Origin of the sequence: Flavobacterium sp. J372 (assembly GCF_024699965.1) — a bacterium.
In the GTDB taxonomy this organism is placed as follows: Bacteria; Bacteroidota; Bacteroidia; order Flavobacteriales; family Flavobacteriaceae; genus Flavobacterium.
In genome coordinates, this window is the sequence record NZ_JAJOMZ010000004.1 from 2,839,404 (window position 1) to 2,855,819 (window position 16,416).

Here is a 16,416-nt window from a genome sequence, read left to right on the forward strand (position 1 = left end):
AGTTTTAAAACCTCAAAACGTTTTTTAACAGATTTTACTTAATTATCTCCTTGGATGATAAGTATTTAATATATGATTTAAGAATTTTCTGTCAATATGCATGTAAATTTCTGTGGTAGTGATAGATTCGTGCCCCAACATCATTTGTATTGAACGTAAATCAGCACCATTTTCAAGCAGATGCGTTGCAAAAGAATGGCGGAAAGTGTGCGGGCTAATTTTCTTTTTCAGGCCTATATCATCCGCAAGCCTTTTAATTATTGTAAAAATCATGGCACGTGTAAGCCCCCTGCCCCGCCTGTTGAGGAACAATGTGTCTTCATGATTTTTAATTGCAGGGAAGCGCCCATTCTGCACATAGTCTGCAATGTCCTGCTGTGTTTTTTTTCCTATCGGTACAAAACGCTGCTTGTTGCCTTTACCAGTAATACGGATGAACCCATCATCAAAAAACAGGTCGCTTAGCTTCAGTGTGGTCAATTCGCTTACACGAAGGCCGCAGCTATAGAGAACTTCAAGCATAGTTTTGTTCCTTATACCTATCTTATCTTCTTCATCTTGGTTGCCGGTAGTTTTTACAGCAGCAATCAGTGCATCAATCTCTGCAGTGGAAAGCGTGTCCGGCAGTTTTCGCCCAATTTTTGGCACTTCAATAAGTTCCATTGGGGTTTCTTTACGGTAATCTTCAAACATCAGGTAATTAAAAAAGCTTTTAAGGCCTGATATAAGGCGCGCCTTGGAACGCGGGTTAAGTTCTCCTGCAACACTGTACACGAACTGCTGAATTTCATCTTCCGTAATCTTTAATGGAGAAACGTCAATACTGTTCTCTTCAAGAAATTTAACCAGGCGTTCCACATCAAAAATGTAGCTAACTACCGAATTGTCAGACAACCCACGCTCTATTTTAAGATATGAGCGATAGTCTTTAATGAATTTAATCCAACTTTTCATACAGGTTAAAGTTTTGTGAATTAAGAATTCCTTGACAAAGGTGCGTAAATACTTGCAATACTTTTGACTTACAAAACTAAAACTTAATAATGATGAAACTATTTAAATTTTTTACGGCAGGTGCACTTATGTTAGGTGCTGTAACAGTAGCTAACGCACAGGAGAATGTAAGCAACACTAATGACATGTCTGTAAGATTTGGTGTTAAAGGTGGTGTAAACTTCGCAAACCTTAACGGTGATGATTTTGGTGATGCTGACTCAAGGACAAGCTTCCACGTGGGTGTATTAGCAGAGTTCCCGCTTTCTGAAATGTTCTCACTACAGGCTGAAGTATTGTATTCCGGACAGGGTGCTGCACGCAGCTACACTGTAAGTAACCCATTAGATCCTGAATTTGGTGAAAGGAAGGATGCAGAATTACAACTTGACTACATCAATGTGCCTGTGTTGGCTAAAGTATACCTTTTTAAAGGATTCAGCCTTGAAGCAGGTCCGCAATTCTCTTTCCTTGTAAATGATGAATATGACACTGACCCAACCGGAAACAACGGTGATTCTCCATCTCCATTGAGAGACAGTCTAAACACATTTGAATTTGGTGCAGTAGGTGGTGCAACTTTCCAAACTGAAATGGGACTATTTGCTTATGCAAGGTACAACCAGGGTATAAGCGATATTGCTGACGATGTGAAAATAAACAACTCAGTATTCCAGATTGGTGTTGGATTTAAATTCTAATAAAATCCACAGATTACAAAACAAAAAACCTCCCAAACCGGGAGGTTTTTATAATTTTATACAGTCTCTGATTAGAACTTGTATGTCAAACCAAACGTAGCAGTTGAGAAGAAGTTATTAAACACATTGATGTTACCTTCAAATGTATTTGTTTTAGTTTCATCTCCTGTTGCAGGATCTTCAAGTGTAAATGAATTGTACGAAATTACGTCAGCAAGTCCGAAATTGATTGCAAAGCTTGGAGTAATGAAGTAGTTGATACCAAGATCAAGGCCTGCATTAACCCCATTGTTTTTAGATATTTCAGTACCGTCAACTTCAGTTTTACCACCACCGAAACCAACACCAACTTCAGCATAAGTCTTAAACCTTTGCCCTAGCTCAAGGAAATAGTAACGTCCGAATACACCTGCACCAAAAAAGTTAGTTTTTTCCTCAGAAGTTGGAGCTCCATCCGGTGTAACCTCTTCTTTGTTTGAACCAATTCCAAGCTCAACACCTACTGCAAATTTATCTGTGATAAAATAACCTGCTTTTGGGTTAAAGCTGAAAAAGTTTTCTTTAGTTTCAACTCCAGGCTCTTCTTCTTTTGTAGAATTCCAGCTTAGATTGCCTTCAACGATAATGTTACCTGCGCTAAAACCAAATGCAGGAGTTTCAGTTTCCTGAGCTTTAGCTGAAAACGCAATTGCTACAATAGCAGCAGCTGATAAAATGATTTTTTTCATAATAATCAAAATTTAATTTTGTTAGGTGAGGCAAAATTATAAAAATTTTAATAAGAAAATACATTCGTGTATTATTTTATCTTTAAGCACCTAAAATTTTCATAACACTTTATTTAACACAACTCGTCTTAATAATATTGCAGTATATTTGTTTTAAATAAAACAGCATAATTTAAATGAAAAGATTACTTCTTACAGCAGCTGTAATACTGGGCTGCTGCACACTCTCAAATGCGCAGGCATATGGCATAAAAGCAGGTGTAAACTTTGCAAGTTTTCGTGGTGATGACTCAAAAGATTTTAATGTACTTATAGGCTGGCAGGCCGGCGGTCTTGCTGAGCTTAAAGTATTTGACCATCTTTCCGTACAGGCTGAATTTTTGTATAGTCGCCAAGGCGCGGAAATCAAAGATGAAAAGTATGAACTGAATTACCTGACACTGCCTGTTGTTGCAAAAATATACCTGACGGACAGCTTTAATATACAGGGCGGTCCCCAATTTGGGCTTCTGATTGATGAAAGTGATAATGTTGACAGGCTTGAAAGCAATACTTATGATTTTGGCATTGTAGGCGGGCTTGAGTTTTTTGTGGCAGACGGGCTCTTTATACAGGCAAGGTATAATGCGGGGCTAAGCAGGCTTTCTGATAATTCTGACCTTAAGAACTCTGTAGTGTCTCTTGGGTTAGGATACATTTTCTAATAAACAACTAAAAACTATATACTATGAAAAAAATTCTTACAGTAATTGCAATTATCGCTCTTGGTACAGCTGCCCAGGCCCAAGACATTAAATTCGGACTTAAAGCCGGCGCTAACTTTGCCAGCATAAACGGGGCTGACAATACAGACAACATCACCAGTTTTCATGCAGGTGCTGCCCTTGAGCTTAACTTCGTACCTATGTTCTCTGTTCAGGCTGAAGGCCTTTTCAACTCTGTTGGAGCAAAAGTAGAAACAGGTGATGATATTAATCTTGACTATATCTCTGTACCTGTTATGGCTAAATTTTACATATTGCCGGACAGGCTTAGCCTTATGGCGGGTCCCCAATTTTCATTTCTTATAAATGAAAGCGAAAGCCTTATTGAGACCGGAGATGCTAACAGTCTTGATATAGCTGCCGCCGGAGGAGTTGAGCTTAGAATTATAAAAGGCCTTTTTGCACAGGCGCGCTATACCATAGGCCTTAATGATGTTTATGACGGCGGAGATTCTAAGAATGCTGTGTTCCAGCTTTCACTCGGCTATATGTTCTTTTAAAAAAAGCTTCTTTTATAGTGAGGCCTCCCGGAATGGAGGCCTTTTTTGTTCAACAATGTTAAATTTTGTGTTAGCAGATAATTGCTGTAAGAAATGAATGATTATTTTTACAAAAACCGCAGCAATGAAAGTCATCATCATAAACGGCCCAAACCTGAACCTGTTGGGAAAACGTGAAACACATATTTACGGGAACACAACATTTGAGGAATATTTCACTACCCTAAAAGCTAAGTATCCTCACGTTGACCTATCGTATTATCAAAGCAACATCGAGGGCGAGCTAATTACGCAGCTGCAGGTTACAGGCTTTACGCATGATGCGATTATACTTAATGCGGGAGCATACACCCATACCTCTATAGGTATTGCCGATGCTGTGCTTGCCGTAAATGCGCCGGTTATAGAGGTACATATATCCAACACATTCTCTCGCGAAACTTACAGGCATAAATCTTACATCTCCCCTGCTGCGGCCGGAGTTATAATAGGCTTTGGCATGCAGGGTTATGAACTGGCGCTTCAATATCTTACAAAAACCGTATAATGAAATCACTATACATATTACTATTGTTGTGCTGTTCAGCCGGGTTTGCACAGGTTACAGGTAAAATAACTTCTGCCGACGGCCAGCCCATACCCTATGCAAGTATTGTAGTTAGCGGAACATATAACGGCACATCATCAAATGAAGACGGCCTGTATTCGCTTACGCTGAAAGAAAAAGGAAGCCATACCCTTATCTTCCAGTCACTCGGATTTAAGACCCGGGAAGTGAAAATTTCTATTGATAAGTTTCCGTATACACTGAATGTAACCCTGCAGGATGAGGAATTTACCCTTAGTGAAGTAACCGTTTCAAATACCGATAATCCTGCGAATGCCGTAATTCGCCAGGCGATAAAGCACCGTAAAGAGAATAGCGCAAAAACCGCAAAATTTGAAGCTGATTTTTATTCACGGGGTATCTTCCGTGTAAAAGATGCTCCGCGCAAAATACTGGGCCAGGACCTGGGCGACTTCAACGGAGCGCTTGACAGTACCGGTACAGGCGTACTTTACCTTAGCGAAACCGTAAGCCGCGTAAAATACCAGAAGCCCGGTAAAATTAAGGAAACCATTGTAGCGTCAAAAGTGGCGGGAGATGATAATGGCTTTAGTTTTAACAACGCTGCCGCTGCCGAGTTTGACTTTTATGAAAACTACATCCCGTTTGAAATTAATGTAATCTCGCCTATTGCAGATAATGCTTTTAACTATTACAGGTATACGCTTGAGAGTACTTTTTATGATCAGGAAAAGCACCTTATCAACAAGATTAAAGTTACACCCAGGCAACCCGCTGACCCTGTAACAACGGGCTATATTTATATTGTTGAAGATACCTGGGAAATTTACGCTGTTGACTTATCTATTACCGGTAAGCAGGTAAAAATGGATATACTTGATACACTTAATGTGCAACAGGCATACGGATATAACTCTCGCGAAAAGATATGGACTAAAAACACACAAAGCCTTGATTTTAAGGCAGGTATATTTGGTATTAAATTCAGCGGAAGGTTCAGCTACGTGTACAGCAACTTTGTGTTTGAGCCGGCGTTTGACAAAAAGACCTTTGATAATGAGGTGCTGACAGTGGTTGAAGACGCAAACAAGAAAGAAAACAATTTTTGGGATGCCATCCGCCCTATCCCGCTGACGGATGAAGAGTCTGAAGACTATACCAAAAAAGACAGCATTAAAGAACTGCGCTCCAGCAAAGTGTATCTTGACTCAATAGACCGGGTGAATAACAAATTCCGATGGCTTAACCCTGTTACAGGCTACACCTATAATAACTCTTATGAGAATTGGTCGCTGTATTATTCAGGCATCATCCGAAGGCTGGGGTTTAATACCGTACAGGCCTACCACCTCGCCCCGGCATTTTACTTCACAAAACGTGACCCTGAAAAACGCACGTACACTACCATAGGCACCGACCTTAATTATGGCTTTGCCGAGCAACGTTTCCGCGCAACGGGTACTATATCGCGTAAGTTCAGCAACTTTACACAACGAACGCTTACCCTCTCAGGCGGAAGCAGCATAGAGCAGTACAACCCTGAAAGGCCTATCAACCGTATCGTGAACAGTATTAGCACTCTTTTCTTCCGGGAAAATTATATGAAGCTTTATAACAAAGAGTTTATACGCCTTGATTATTCGGAAGAAGTGGTGAATGGCATATATGCATTTGCAGGCGCAGAATATACCCGCAGACACCACCTGAGGAATAACACCAACTTCTCTACATTAAAAGATGCAGGCAAGCCATACACATCTAACAACCCGATGCTGCCTTTTGATTATGAAACGCCAACGTTTGAGACGCATAACATGGTAAGGGCATACCTTTCAACACGCATTACTTTCGGGCAAAAGTACTGGACACGGCCGGACGGCAAACTGAACCTGCCGAATGAGAAATACCCTCGCCTGTACCTGCGCTATGATAAAGGTTTTGCATCAAGCATAAGCGATTATAACTATGACCACCTTTCTACACGCCTTACCTATGATGTTACTTTAGGTAACAAGGGTGAATTAGGAACAAATTTCAGGGCCGGTAAATTCTTCGGGTCAGATAATATTGCCTTTACCGATTACCGCCATTTTAACGGCAACCAAACGCACATAGGCAAAAGCGAGCGTTACTTAAACGTGTTCAACTTCCTGCCCTACTACACCCACAGCACCAACGACCAATACTTTGAAGGCCACCTTGAGCATAACTTTAAAGGATACCTCACCAACGGCATTCCGCTATTCAATAAGTTGAACTACCACCTTGTTGTTGGTGCCCATATGCTAACCGTACCTGAACGCAAACCCTACATGGAGTTTACTGCCGGCCTTGATAACCTGGGCTGGGGCAAGTTCCGCTTCCTTCGTGTAGATTATATCCGCTCTTATGAAAGTGGATTTATAAGTGACGGGGTAATCTTTGGCTTAACGTTTTTAGATATATTGGAGTAGAACTCTAGAAAGATTTAAGGAACGCGGATGACGCTGATTTGGGCGGATGGACACGGATTACTTAGAGTTTATAAAATAGATTATCTCACTATATTACCATTAACACATAAATGAGGACAATTAAATTAATGATACCACTTTTTATAATCATAGCCTTTACAACACTGGGCTGTTTTAATAATCAACCAAATTCAAACAAAGAACTTAGTATTAAAAGCAATCAGGATACCCTTGTATACTTGAATAACGATTATAAAATGACGATTTATTCAAATGAAAAAGCAATCTATGGTTTTAAACTGTACAATATACATACATCTGTAAAAATAGAAGGTACACCTGAGATAATTTTGGTGGAGGGTGAGATACCTGAGGGTTCGTTAAGGGAAGATCATAATAATCCACAAGATTATAAAGGATATGAATGTAGCAGTGCGTATCAATACATAGCTAATGAGATAAAGGTTGTTTTTGCACTTGAAAAGTTAACAAAAGACAGGCTTGATTTAGGAATTTATAATTCCTTTCTTAATGACTTTTCAAATGGGGATTTCACTTTAGTTAAACAAAGCTACAATTAACAAGCTCAATAGCACGGATTTGCAATCGTGCCTCAAATAAATATTTTTTTTTCTGACTCATTCGCTTACAACAAAAAACTCCTCCCGCTTCGCGAAAGGAGCTTCTCAACTTATAACTAAAAATTAATCTTAAGCGTTGGCGTTTCCGGCAGCTGCAATTAGGTTAAGTGCAGAACCTGCCACAAACCAGCCAATCTGGCCTTCATTATAGGTATGGTTACAAAGGATAGTGTGTTTAGTACCATCTTTGTGTACCACCTCTACAGTTATTGGCTTGTTAGGTGCAAACTCCTTAAGATCGATGAAGTTGAATGTATCATCTTCCTGTATGAAATCGTAGTCACCTTCATTGGCGAACGTAAGCGCAAGCATACCCTGCTTCTTAAGGTTTGTCTCGTGAATACGTGCAAAAGATTTCACAAGTACCACTTTCACACCAAGGTGGCGCGGCTCCATAGCAGCATGTTCACGCGATGAACCTTCACCATAGTTATGGTCACCCACAACAACCGTTGGCACACCAACAGCCTTATAAGCACGTTGTACAGCAGGTACGGCATCATACTCGCCTGTAAGCTGGTTCTTCACGTTATTTGTTTTCATGTTAAAGGCATTTACCGCACCAATAAGCATGTTGTTTGATATATTGTCAAGGTGACCACGGAAACGCAGCCAAGGCCCTGCCATAGAGATATGGTCGGTAGTACACTTGCCGTAAGCCTTGATAAGCAGCCTTGCGTTCATGATGTTTTCACCGTTCCATGGCTCAAACGGGGCAAGCAGCTGAAGGCGCTCACTTTCAGGGCTGACAACCACCTGCACTTTAGAGCCGTCTTCTGCCGGAGCCTGATAGCCTGGGTCTTCAGCATCAAAGCCTTTCGGCGGAAGTTCATTACCTGTAGGTTCTTCAAGCATTACTTCTTCACCATCTTCATTGATAAGCTTATCTTTAAGTGGGTTAAAGCCAAGATCACCTGCAATGGCGATAGCCGTTACAAGCTCAGGCGAACCTACGAAAGCAAGCGTGTTCGGGTTACCGTCTGCCCTTTTAGAGAAGTTACGGTTAAACGAGTGAACAATAGTGTTACGTTCTTCTTTTTCAGCGCCTTCCCTGTCCCACATACCGATACATGGCCCGCAGGCATTGGCAAATACAGTAGCGCCGATTTTGTCGAAAGTCTTGATAAAGCCGTCACGTTCTATTGTATAGCGAACCAATTCTGAACCCGGGGTGATGGTAAACTTAGCCTTTGGCTTAAGCTTTTTCTCGACAGCCTGGTTAGCAATTGATACCGAGCGAGAGATATCTTCGTAAGATGAGTTGGTACATGACCCGATAAGGCCAACTTCAACCTGCAAAGGCCAGTCATTTTTAGTAGCCTCTTCACGCATTTGTGATATAGGAGTAGCCAGATCCGGAGTGAACGGCCCGTTAAGGTGCGGCTCAAGCTCGCTCAGGTTTATCTCGATAAGCTCATCAAAGTATTCGCCAGGATTAGCGTAAACTTCTTCGTCAGCTGTAAGGTACTTCGCCATTTTTTTAGCTTCGTCAGCTACATCGGCACGGTTGGTGGCACGCAGGTAACGGTCCATAGAATCGTCATAACCGAAAGTTGACGTAGTAGCGCCAACCTCAGCACCCATGTTACATATGGTACCTTTACCGGTACACGACATAGCCTGTGCACCTTCGCCAAAATATTCAATGATAGCGCCGGTACCGCCCTTTACGGTAAGGATACCTGCCACTTTAAGTATTACATCTTTAGGGGCTGTCCAGCCTGAAAGCTTACCTGTAAGCTTCACGCCGATAAGCTTAGGGAATTTAAGTTCCCAGGCCATGCCGCTCATTACGTCAACGGCGTCAGCGCCACCCACACCAATGGCAAGCATACCAAGGCCGCCTGCGTTTACGGTGTGAGAGTCGGTACCAATCATCATACCGCCCGGGAATGCATAGTTTTCAAGCACCACCTGGTGGATGATACCCGCACCCGGCTTCCAGAAACCGATACCGTATTTATTTGAAATTGACGAAAGGAAGTCAAATACCTCGTTGCTTTGTTCTTTCGCGCGTTTAAGGTCAATCTTAGCATCTACTTTAGCCTGGATAAGGTGGTCACAGTGTACAGTTGTAGGCACAGCTACCTTACTTTTTCCGGCATGCATAAACTGAAGCAGTGCCATTTGTGCAGTAGCATCCTGGCAGGCAACCCTGTCCGGAGCGAAATCAACATAATCTTTTCCTCTTGTAAAAGCCTGTGACGGCGTACCTTCCCACAGGTGTGAATATAGAATCTTTTCGGATAGTGTAAGCGGACGGCCCACCAGCTCTCGTGCTTTATCAACACGCTCGGCCATGTTTGCATACACCTTTTTGATCATTTCAATATCAAAAGCCATAGTAAGTAAATTAAGTTCGTTTGTAAAAAGTCCGTAAATTTAGTCAATCTTAAATTGATTAGAAAATTTTTATAGTTTCTTTATTTTGAAAGAATAATTATTTATAAACATTCTATAATCCTGAAGATTTCATAAAAACTTTACAGATTAAGGCATTTGTTTCGGAATTCTCAAAATTTTATTTTTCAATTGCCAAATCCTTAATATTCATTTGAAAATAGTATAAAAAGAAAATGCCGCACATCGCTGTGCGGCATCATATATTGATATAAATGTTTAAACTGTGGTCAATACGCTGTCTTCGTATTCAACATTTGATGTAGCGTACTTATAAATCATATACAGGCCCATAAATATGCCCACGCCAAATAAAGCAAGGCCCCATATCAACAGCCTTATGCCTTCAGCCTCAGCCGGATTGAATTCCCTGTATTCAGAAATAACGGCGAGCGACATCATACCTGAAATCATAGTAAGAATGATGCCATAAATAAGCCCTAATATCCGGTTTTTGTAGAATAGCTGCAAAAAAAGCAGCCATACAAAAAATACTGCTATATAATTCCGGTGGCCTGAAGCCATATAGTTCTCTATTGCCCAATATGTACCCAAACCCATAAAAAAGAGTTCAGGGAGCATCTTAAGTAGTCTCATATTCTATTTTTTTGGATGTAATGTAAATTTAAAACTCAAAAAGAACTGAATTATTATACACTCCAAAAAAATATCCACATGTTGTTAACAGCCTGATATTTAAAATGTTAAAATTAAAGCAGCTTTGCAATTATTGCCTCTTCAGTAATGCCTTCAGCATCTGCTTTGTAATTCTTAATAATACGGTGGCGCAATATGCCCGTTGCTACTGCTTTTACGTCTTCAATATCCGGCGAGAATTTGCCGTTTAGGGCAGCGTGTGTTTTAGCTGCAAGTATAAGGTTTTGCGATGCACGCGGCCCTGCACCCCAGTCAAGATAAGTTTTTACATAATCGTTTGAAAGGGCATTGCCCGGCCTGGTCTTGCTTACCAGCGTAACGGCATATTCCACAACATTATCCGCAACAGGTATGCGGCGAATTAAATGTTGGAAATCAAGTATCTCTTCAGCCGTAAAAAGTGGCGAAATTGAAGCCTTTGTATCTGCTGTAGTGCTTTTCACCACCTGTACTTCTTCAGCAAAAGTGGGGTAATCCAGCTTTATGGCAAACATAAAACGGTCAAGCTGGGCTTCCGGCAGCGGATATGTACCCTCCTGTTCTATCGGGTTTTGTGTAGCCAATACAAAGTAGGGCTGCGCCAGCCTGTGATGCTGGCCCGCAATGGTAACGGCCTTTTCCTGCATCGCCTCAAGCAACGCTGCCTGGGTTTTCGGCGGTGTACGGTTTATCTCATCGGCAAGGATTATGTTTGAGAAAACGGGCCCTTTTATAAACTTGAACTGCCTGTTCTCATCAAGTATTTCACTTCCTAAAATGTCGCTCGGCATAAGGTCGGGCGTAAACTGTATCCTTTTAAAATCAAGACCCAAAGCCTGAGATATGGTATTTACCATAAGTGTTTTGGCAAGCCCCGGCACACCTACCAGCAATGCATGCCCGCCGGCAAAAATGCTCAGCACAATCTGGTTTACCACCTCATCCTGGCCTACTATTATTTTGGCAATTTCATCTTTAAGCGCTTTCTGCTTTTGTACTAAATTTTGTATGGCTGCTACGTCTGACATAGGTTATTGATTGATGATTAAAATTAAAGCTAAGGAAAACCTTAGCTTCAAACTTATAAATATTTTTATTGTCAACCTAAATTATTTCACCCAGTGATTGCCAAATTGGCAATTTTTATAATCTGCGGCAATTTTTACATAGGTTTCCTTTATCTTCTCGTCTGTCCATTTTGCAATAGCTTTCTTCTGCTTTTCACGAAGGGCCAGGTCTTTAATTTTCGTATAATCCAAAGCATAATCGGCAGGGTGCTCATCATACCTGTTCATAACGGTATAAATCTTGTAACTCTGTCCGGCTCCCGGATCATCATCAAGTATTGGCCTGGTCACTTCACGGTCTTTAAGGCCCTGCACTTCGGTATAAATTTTAGGATCAATCTTAGTAAGTTCAAAACGTGTTTCAAGCGTACGCGGATTCATAAGCAAACCGCCGCTGTTGCGTGTTTCTTTTTCATCTGATTCTGACCTTGCAGCATCGGCAAAAGAAATTTCGCCCGATACAATCCGCTGGCGTATCAGGTCTATCCTGTCTTTTGCCTTTTTTAAATCGGCGTCAGATACTTTTGGAGATATCAATATATGGCGGACATCCAGGTCTTGCCCGCGTATCTTCTCCACATAAATTATGTGGTAGCCATACTGCGTTTCAAAAGGCTCACTTATCTGCCCCTCTTCAGTACTAAAGGCAACTTCCTTAAATTCCTTCACCAACGGCGACTTCCTGTTCATTTTGATGAAACCGCCTGACGATGCTGACGCCCTGTCTTCAGTATAAAGTACCGCCTTACTGTAAAAGCTTGACCCGTTCTGCACATCGGCTTTTATCTGCCGCAGCCTGTCAATCACGGCCTGCTTGGCTTCCTGTGTTACTTGCGGCTTTATTACAATCTGGGCTATTTCCATCTCGGCGCCAAATACAGGCAGGTCGCCCTTAATACTATTGTAGAACTGCCTTACTTCTTCAGGAGTTATTGTTACATCATCAAATATCTTACGCTGCATCTGCTCGGTGAGCCTCTGGCTCTTAAGCATATCAAAAAGCTCTGTGCGGAAAGCTTCAATATTCTTTTTCTTGAAGTATTTCACCATTTTATCCTGAGAGCCTATCGCCTCTACAAAATAGTTAATCCTCTCTTCCATCATGCTGTTCACCTCAGCATCGGTAACCACTATACTATCCTGTATTGCCTGGTGCGCAAAAAGCTTTTCTTCCATAAGGCGGCTTAAAAGCTCGCAGCGGGTTACATCTTTGGTAGACATATTTTGTGCCTGCATTTCGCGGTACATCATATCAATATCGCTGTCAAGCACCACATAGTCACCTACCACTGCCACAATACCGTCAACCTTTGCCCTGCCAGCTGTTGGCTTTGGCTTTACGGTATCGCGGGGCGTTTCCCTAATTATTTCCTGCGCCGTGGCGGTAAATGCACTAAGGATAATCGCCAAAAGCAGTAAAAGCCTGCTATTTATAAACTTCATATTTTTTGTTTTTAATCGCATCGTCTGTAATTTCTTTCTCAAACTTTTTTATTAACTCCAGTTTCCTGTTATTTATTATAAGCTGCCTCAATGTTGGCGCTATAAACTCATACGGGGCTATTTGTCCTTTGTCAAGTACGCTCCTTACTTTTACCATATACACTCCGGTTGAGTCCGGATATTGGTATGACATACTCCCGCTTACATACTTACCCCTGTTTTCGGGAGTAATAAATGGAAGTTTCTGGTACACCTGGTTAATATCTACCCATGTTGTATCATTAAAGGCAAAACTCTTAAACTGTATGCTCATGTCATTCAGCGCCTTCAGGTCTTTCTTATTTCCGCTTAAAAACCTGCTCCTTACAAGGCCTAATCTCGGATGGTCTTTGGCAACATATAAATACCGGAGCTTTACCAGCATACCCGTTGTACGGAAATTCTCTTTGTTGGCTTTATAATAAGCTGCAACTTCTTCATTGGTTATAACCGTATCAGCACTTTGCTTTACAATTTCTTCCAGATACCCGCGGGTATACAGGTCGGTACGGTATTGCTCTATAAGCTGGTTATATTCTTCTTGGCGCTCTTTACCAAGATTGATTTCGGCGGCGTCATAAAGCAGCCTCTGCGAAGCCCACCTGTCAATATAATTCTTTATAATCGCTATACTGTCGGCTTTTGCTGTACCCGCCGGCACAAGCCCTGTCAATTCATCGGGAAACAGGTAGCTGTCATTAACCCTGGCAACCGCATCGGTTTTAGGCCGTTCCTTATCACCGCAGGAAATGCACAGAGCCAATAAAGCAAACAGTATTCCGTTTTTCAGCATTATTTCTGGTTCAGCTGCTTCTTAACGTTCTCAAACACGTTGCGGTTTACCTGCACGTTAAACTCGCCCTTAAGGTCGGTCACCCACTTGCTTTCCAGGTATTGCTGGTAGTCGTTCACTACCCGCCCTTTTGCCTCTTCCAGCGTTTTAGGGCCTTTTCCTGCAACTTTCTTTACATTTACTACGTAGTAGTAATCACCTTTCTTCAATATATCTGTTACGCCGGTTTTCCACTTATCCTGCTTTGGCAGCACATCGCTTTCGAGCTCAAAAGTACCGCTTCTCTCCATAATGTCTACCTTGCCGTCTTTATTCAACTGCTTTTTAATATCTTCAGCAGTCTTACCCTTCTTCAACAGCTTACGGGCGCTTTTAGCTGCAGCCTCGCTTTTGGTTGAATACACATCGCCTTCTATCCTGTCTTTCCACTGGTAGCTGTCGCGGTGTGCGGTATAGTACTGCTCAAGGCCGATTGAATCTGTCTTTGCTTTTTCCCATATCTCCTTCTCCATCAGTTCAAAAAGCAGCAGGCCGTCACGGTATTCTTCCATCACCACGGCAAACTCAGGGAACTCGCCCTCAAGATTATCGTTATAATATTCGTTAAGCTGCGTGTTTATGAAATCTTCAAACAGCACATCGCCCAGGCGGCTTAGCGGCTTCACGGTAAGCTCTCCCCTCTGCCTTGCCGCCACATAGTCAAGAAACGCTTTTGCAGGCACTTTCCTGTCGTTGTTTATGGTAAGTATTGTTTGAGAGTAATCACCTTCTTTAGGCATTTCCCAAGCCTGTGTATACACTTTATCATTCAAAAGCTTAGCCGTTGCAGCATATACTTTCGCATCCTTTTTTACAGCATATTTTTTTCTAAGTTTTACATTTTGGCTTTCGGTAATGCGCCTTGAACGGTCATCGCGGCGAACACGGTTTTCAAAATCAGCCTGCACATCAGCTTTTGGCTTGATAGCATGTTTTTCTATAAGCTTTACAATATGCCATCCAAACTGCGTTTCAAACGGCGCACTAAAATCACCCGGATTATTAAGGCTGAATGCCACCTGCTCAAATTCAGGCGAACTTAGCTCACCCGAACCGAACCTGTTAAGCTTGCCGCCGTTTTCTGCCGATGATTTGTCTTCAGAGAATTGTTTTGCCAGTTCGGCAAAATCTTCTCCCTGCTTTAGCTTTTGGTATATTTCGTCAATGGTAGTTTTGGCTTTGTCTCCCTCTTTTTTACCAACCATTATATGCGCCACCGTTACTTCTCCGCGGTTGTCGCGAACATCGGTAACCTTTATAAGGTGGTAGCCAAAGCGCGAACGTACCGGTTTAGACACTTCCCCTTTTTTGTGTTGTAAGCGCCGCTCTCAAATGCGTATACCATTCGGAAGGCGCTGAAATAGCCCAGGTCACCCTGGTTTTCTTTTGCTGACGGGTCTTCGGAAACTTCTGCTGCAAGTTTGCCAAAATCGGCCCCTGCCAACAGTTTCTTGCGGGCGTCCATCGCTTTGTTATAAGCCTTCAGCGTATCAGCCGGGGCGGCATTTTCATCTACAAGGAACAATATGTGTGATGCCCTGATTTCTTTAAGTGAGCGTGCATAAGCCTCATCTATAAGCTCCTGTGTCACTTTTGTGTCAGTAACATAGTTGCGCGACAGCTGGTTGCGATATGATTTAAGCTCGTTCTTATAGTTCTGCCCTTCCTGCAGGCCCAGCTTATTTGCCTTCTGAACTTTCAGCTTATAGCCTATGAAAAGGTCAAGGTAATTGTTAAGGTCTTTTTGCGAATCGTCTTTAACCAGGTCAAGGTTTTTATTGTAAACCCTGATGAACTCGTCTGTATAATAAGGTTTACCATCAATTGTGAATAAAACTTCTTTTTTGGCCTGCTGCGCAAAACTTAGCGCCGATACAAAAAAGGATAAACCTAAAAGAACATGCTTTAATTTCATTATTTTACTGACTGCTTTTTTTAATATGGTTAGTAAACGTTAGGGAAACCATAATAGTATGGCTGCCCGTTATTTATTGCAATCAGCAAAAATAACAATTCATTAAGATATAGCAAGAAGTTTGTTTGGTTATTTGGTGAGTCGGTGAGTTGTTATTCGTGGATGCGTTGATTTGTTGATTTGGTTCAGGATGTTAGGTATTGGGTGTTGAGTTACGGGTTACGGGTTACGCGTTGCAGGGACACCGGTTTGATATTTGAAATTTGTGATTTGGAATTTCAACCTTTAAACTTGTGGCTAATGGCTTGTGGCTAATGCCTTGTCGCTATTTACTAACAATTATAAATTCACTCCTCCTGTTCTTTAAGTGTTCTTCCTCGCTGCACTCTACATCGTTGCTGCAATTATTTACGTGGCGGGTCTCGCCATAGCCAACAACACTTTCAATACGGTTGGCTGTGACACCTTTTGACAAAATATAGTTATAGGTAGCTTTTGCCCTGTTTTCCGAAAGCTTCAGGTTGTAATCATCATCCCCCCTGGCATCGGTATGCGATTCTATTTTTATGATGACATTGGTGAAGTTTTGCAGCACATATACCACCTTATCAAGTTCTACAGCCGCCTGTGGCGTAATATCATACTTATCGAAATCAAAGAATATCGGATTGATGGTAATTTTCTCAATGCTGTCCTGCTTTGTCACCAGGCTGCTGTAGTCGGTAAGTTCAATATT

The 16,416-nt window shown here is 41.8% G+C and carries 16 protein-coding genes; 6 read left to right on the plus strand and 10 right to left on the minus strand.

The annotated features are described in order from the left end of the window. Positions 1-42: 42 nt before the first annotated feature. A complete protein-coding gene (gene xerA, locus LRS05_RS14110; protein ID WP_257868906.1) occupies positions 43-954 on the minus strand; it encodes a site-specific tyrosine recombinase/integron integrase in 912 nt (303 codons plus the stop codon). An 89-nt stretch (positions 955-1,043) separates the two neighbouring features. Between xerA and LRS05_RS14115 the strand changes: the two genes are divergently transcribed. Further along, positions 1,044-1,694, plus strand: a complete 651-nt coding sequence (locus LRS05_RS14115) for a porin family protein (RefSeq protein ID WP_257868907.1) — start codon at positions 1,044-1,046, stop codon at positions 1,692-1,694. 71 nt (positions 1,695-1,765) lie between these two features. Here LRS05_RS14115 and LRS05_RS14120 read toward each other — a convergent pair whose 3' ends face one another. Continuing rightward, positions 1,766-2,422, minus strand: a complete 657-nt coding sequence (locus tag LRS05_RS14120) for an outer membrane beta-barrel protein (RefSeq protein ID WP_257868908.1) — start codon at positions 2,420-2,422, stop codon at positions 1,766-1,768. Between the two features lie 176 nt (positions 2,423-2,598). On the opposite strand from LRS05_RS14120, the gene LRS05_RS14125 reads away from it, so the two are divergent. The 5 genes from LRS05_RS14125 to LRS05_RS14145 all read left to right on the plus strand — a co-directional run bounded on the left by LRS05_RS14125 (position 2,599) and on the right by LRS05_RS14145 (position 7,288). Beyond that, entirely contained in the window at positions 2,599-3,126 is a 528-nt protein-coding gene (locus tag LRS05_RS14125) for a porin family protein (protein ID WP_257868909.1), read from the plus strand. A 23-nt stretch (positions 3,127-3,149) separates the two neighbouring features. Next, positions 3,150-3,686, plus strand: coding sequence for a porin family protein (locus LRS05_RS14130; protein ID WP_257868910.1), 537 nt, complete (start codon positions 3,150-3,152; stop codon positions 3,684-3,686). Between the two features lie 124 nt (positions 3,687-3,810). Continuing rightward, entirely contained in the window at positions 3,811-4,233 is a 423-nt protein-coding gene (gene aroQ / locus LRS05_RS14135; protein WP_257868911.1) for a type II 3-dehydroquinate dehydratase, read from the plus strand. After that, positions 4,233-6,707, plus strand: coding sequence for a DUF5686 and carboxypeptidase regulatory-like domain-containing protein (locus LRS05_RS14140; protein ID WP_257868912.1), 2,475 nt, complete (start codon positions 4,233-4,235; stop codon positions 6,705-6,707). The genes aroQ and LRS05_RS14140 overlap by 1 nt, the downstream gene beginning before the upstream one ends. A gap of 110 nt (positions 6,708-6,817) precedes the next feature. After that, positions 6,818-7,288 carry a hypothetical protein gene (locus tag LRS05_RS14145; RefSeq protein ID WP_257868913.1) on the plus strand — a complete coding sequence of 157 codons (471 nt, stop codon included), beginning with the start codon at positions 6,818-6,820 and terminating at the stop codon, positions 7,286-7,288. Positions 7,289-7,417: 129 nt separating this feature from the next. On the opposite strand, the gene LRS05_RS14150 is transcribed toward LRS05_RS14145, so the two are convergent. The 8 genes from LRS05_RS14150 to LRS05_RS14185 all read right to left on the minus strand — a co-directional run bounded on the left by LRS05_RS14150 (position 7,418) and on the right by LRS05_RS14185 (position 16,386). After that, positions 7,418-9,691: an aconitate hydratase gene (locus LRS05_RS14150; RefSeq protein WP_257868914.1), complete on the minus strand. Its 2,274-nt coding sequence runs from the start codon at positions 9,689-9,691 to the stop codon at positions 7,418-7,420. A 276-nt stretch (positions 9,692-9,967) separates the two neighbouring features. Continuing rightward, the gene (locus LRS05_RS14155) at positions 9,968-10,345 is read right to left on the minus strand and encodes a hypothetical protein (protein WP_257868915.1); all 378 of its coding nucleotides are present in this window, start codon (positions 10,343-10,345) and stop codon (positions 9,968-9,970) included. Between the two features lie 113 nt (positions 10,346-10,458). Next, entirely contained in the window at positions 10,459-11,412 is a 954-nt protein-coding gene (locus LRS05_RS14160) for a MoxR family ATPase (protein ID WP_257868916.1), read from the minus strand. Positions 11,413-11,493: 81 nt separating this feature from the next. After that, positions 11,494-12,894, minus strand: coding sequence for a peptidylprolyl isomerase (locus tag LRS05_RS14165; RefSeq protein ID WP_257868917.1), 1,401 nt, complete (start codon positions 12,892-12,894; stop codon positions 11,494-11,496). Further along, the gene (locus LRS05_RS14170; RefSeq protein ID WP_257868918.1) at positions 12,878-13,726 is read right to left on the minus strand and encodes a peptidylprolyl isomerase; all 849 of its coding nucleotides are present in this window, start codon (positions 13,724-13,726) and stop codon (positions 12,878-12,880) included. Before LRS05_RS14170 ends, LRS05_RS14165 begins: the two co-directional genes overlap by 17 nt. Then, on the minus strand, positions 13,726-15,063 hold the full coding sequence (locus LRS05_RS14175) for a peptidylprolyl isomerase (RefSeq protein ID WP_257868919.1): 1,338 nt from the start codon (positions 15,061-15,063) through the stop codon (positions 13,726-13,728). Before LRS05_RS14175 ends, LRS05_RS14170 begins: the two co-directional genes overlap by 1 nt. Further along, positions 15,021-15,680: a peptidylprolyl isomerase gene (locus LRS05_RS14180; protein WP_257868920.1), complete on the minus strand. Its 660-nt coding sequence runs from the start codon at positions 15,678-15,680 to the stop codon at positions 15,021-15,023. Before LRS05_RS14180 ends, LRS05_RS14175 begins: the two co-directional genes overlap by 43 nt. Positions 15,681-16,005: 325 nt before the next feature. After that, a complete protein-coding gene (locus LRS05_RS14185) occupies positions 16,006-16,386 on the minus strand; it encodes an OmpA family protein (RefSeq protein WP_257868921.1) in 381 nt (126 codons plus the stop codon). Positions 16,387-16,416 lie beyond the last annotated feature (30 nt).

What these genes read in the sequence shown, in the direction of transcription:
- LRS05_RS14150 (WP_257868914.1), bottom strand. Translation starts at nt 9,691, where the DNA reads ATGGCTTTTGATATTGAAATGATCAAAAAGGTGTATGCAAACATGGCC.
- LRS05_RS14145 (WP_257868913.1), top strand. Translation starts at nt 6,818, where the DNA reads ATGAGGACAATTAAATTAATGATACCACTTTTTATAATCATAGCCTTT.
- LRS05_RS14155 (WP_257868915.1), bottom strand. Translation starts at nt 10,345, where the DNA reads ATGAGACTACTTAAGATGCTCCCTGAACTCTTTTTTATGGGTTTGGGT.
- aroQ (WP_257868911.1), top strand. Translation starts at nt 3,811, where the DNA reads ATGAAAGTCATCATCATAAACGGCCCAAACCTGAACCTGTTGGGAAAA.
- LRS05_RS14170 (WP_257868918.1), bottom strand. Translation starts at nt 13,726, where the DNA reads ATGCTGAAAAACGGAATACTGTTTGCTTTATTGGCTCTGTGCATTTCC.
- LRS05_RS14140 (WP_257868912.1), top strand. Translation starts at nt 4,233, where the DNA reads ATGAAATCACTATACATATTACTATTGTTGTGCTGTTCAGCCGGGTTT.
- LRS05_RS14125 (WP_257868909.1), top strand. Translation starts at nt 2,599, where the DNA reads ATGAAAAGATTACTTCTTACAGCAGCTGTAATACTGGGCTGCTGCACA.
- LRS05_RS14165 (WP_257868917.1), bottom strand. Translation starts at nt 12,894, where the DNA reads ATGAAGTTTATAAATAGCAGGCTTTTACTGCTTTTGGCGATTATCCTT.
- LRS05_RS14130 (WP_257868910.1), top strand. Translation starts at nt 3,150, where the DNA reads ATGAAAAAAATTCTTACAGTAATTGCAATTATCGCTCTTGGTACAGCT.
- LRS05_RS14120 (WP_257868908.1), bottom strand. Translation starts at nt 2,422, where the DNA reads ATGAAAAAAATCATTTTATCAGCTGCTGCTATTGTAGCAATTGCGTTT.
- LRS05_RS14180 (WP_257868920.1), bottom strand. Translation starts at nt 15,680, where the DNA reads ATGAAATTAAAGCATGTTCTTTTAGGTTTATCCTTTTTTGTATCGGCG.
- xerA (WP_257868906.1), bottom strand. Translation starts at nt 954, where the DNA reads ATGAAAAGTTGGATTAAATTCATTAAAGACTATCGCTCATATCTTAAA.
- LRS05_RS14115 (WP_257868907.1), top strand. Translation starts at nt 1,044, where the DNA reads ATGATGAAACTATTTAAATTTTTTACGGCAGGTGCACTTATGTTAGGT.
- LRS05_RS14160 (WP_257868916.1), bottom strand. Translation starts at nt 11,412, where the DNA reads ATGTCAGACGTAGCAGCCATACAAAATTTAGTACAAAAGCAGAAAGCG.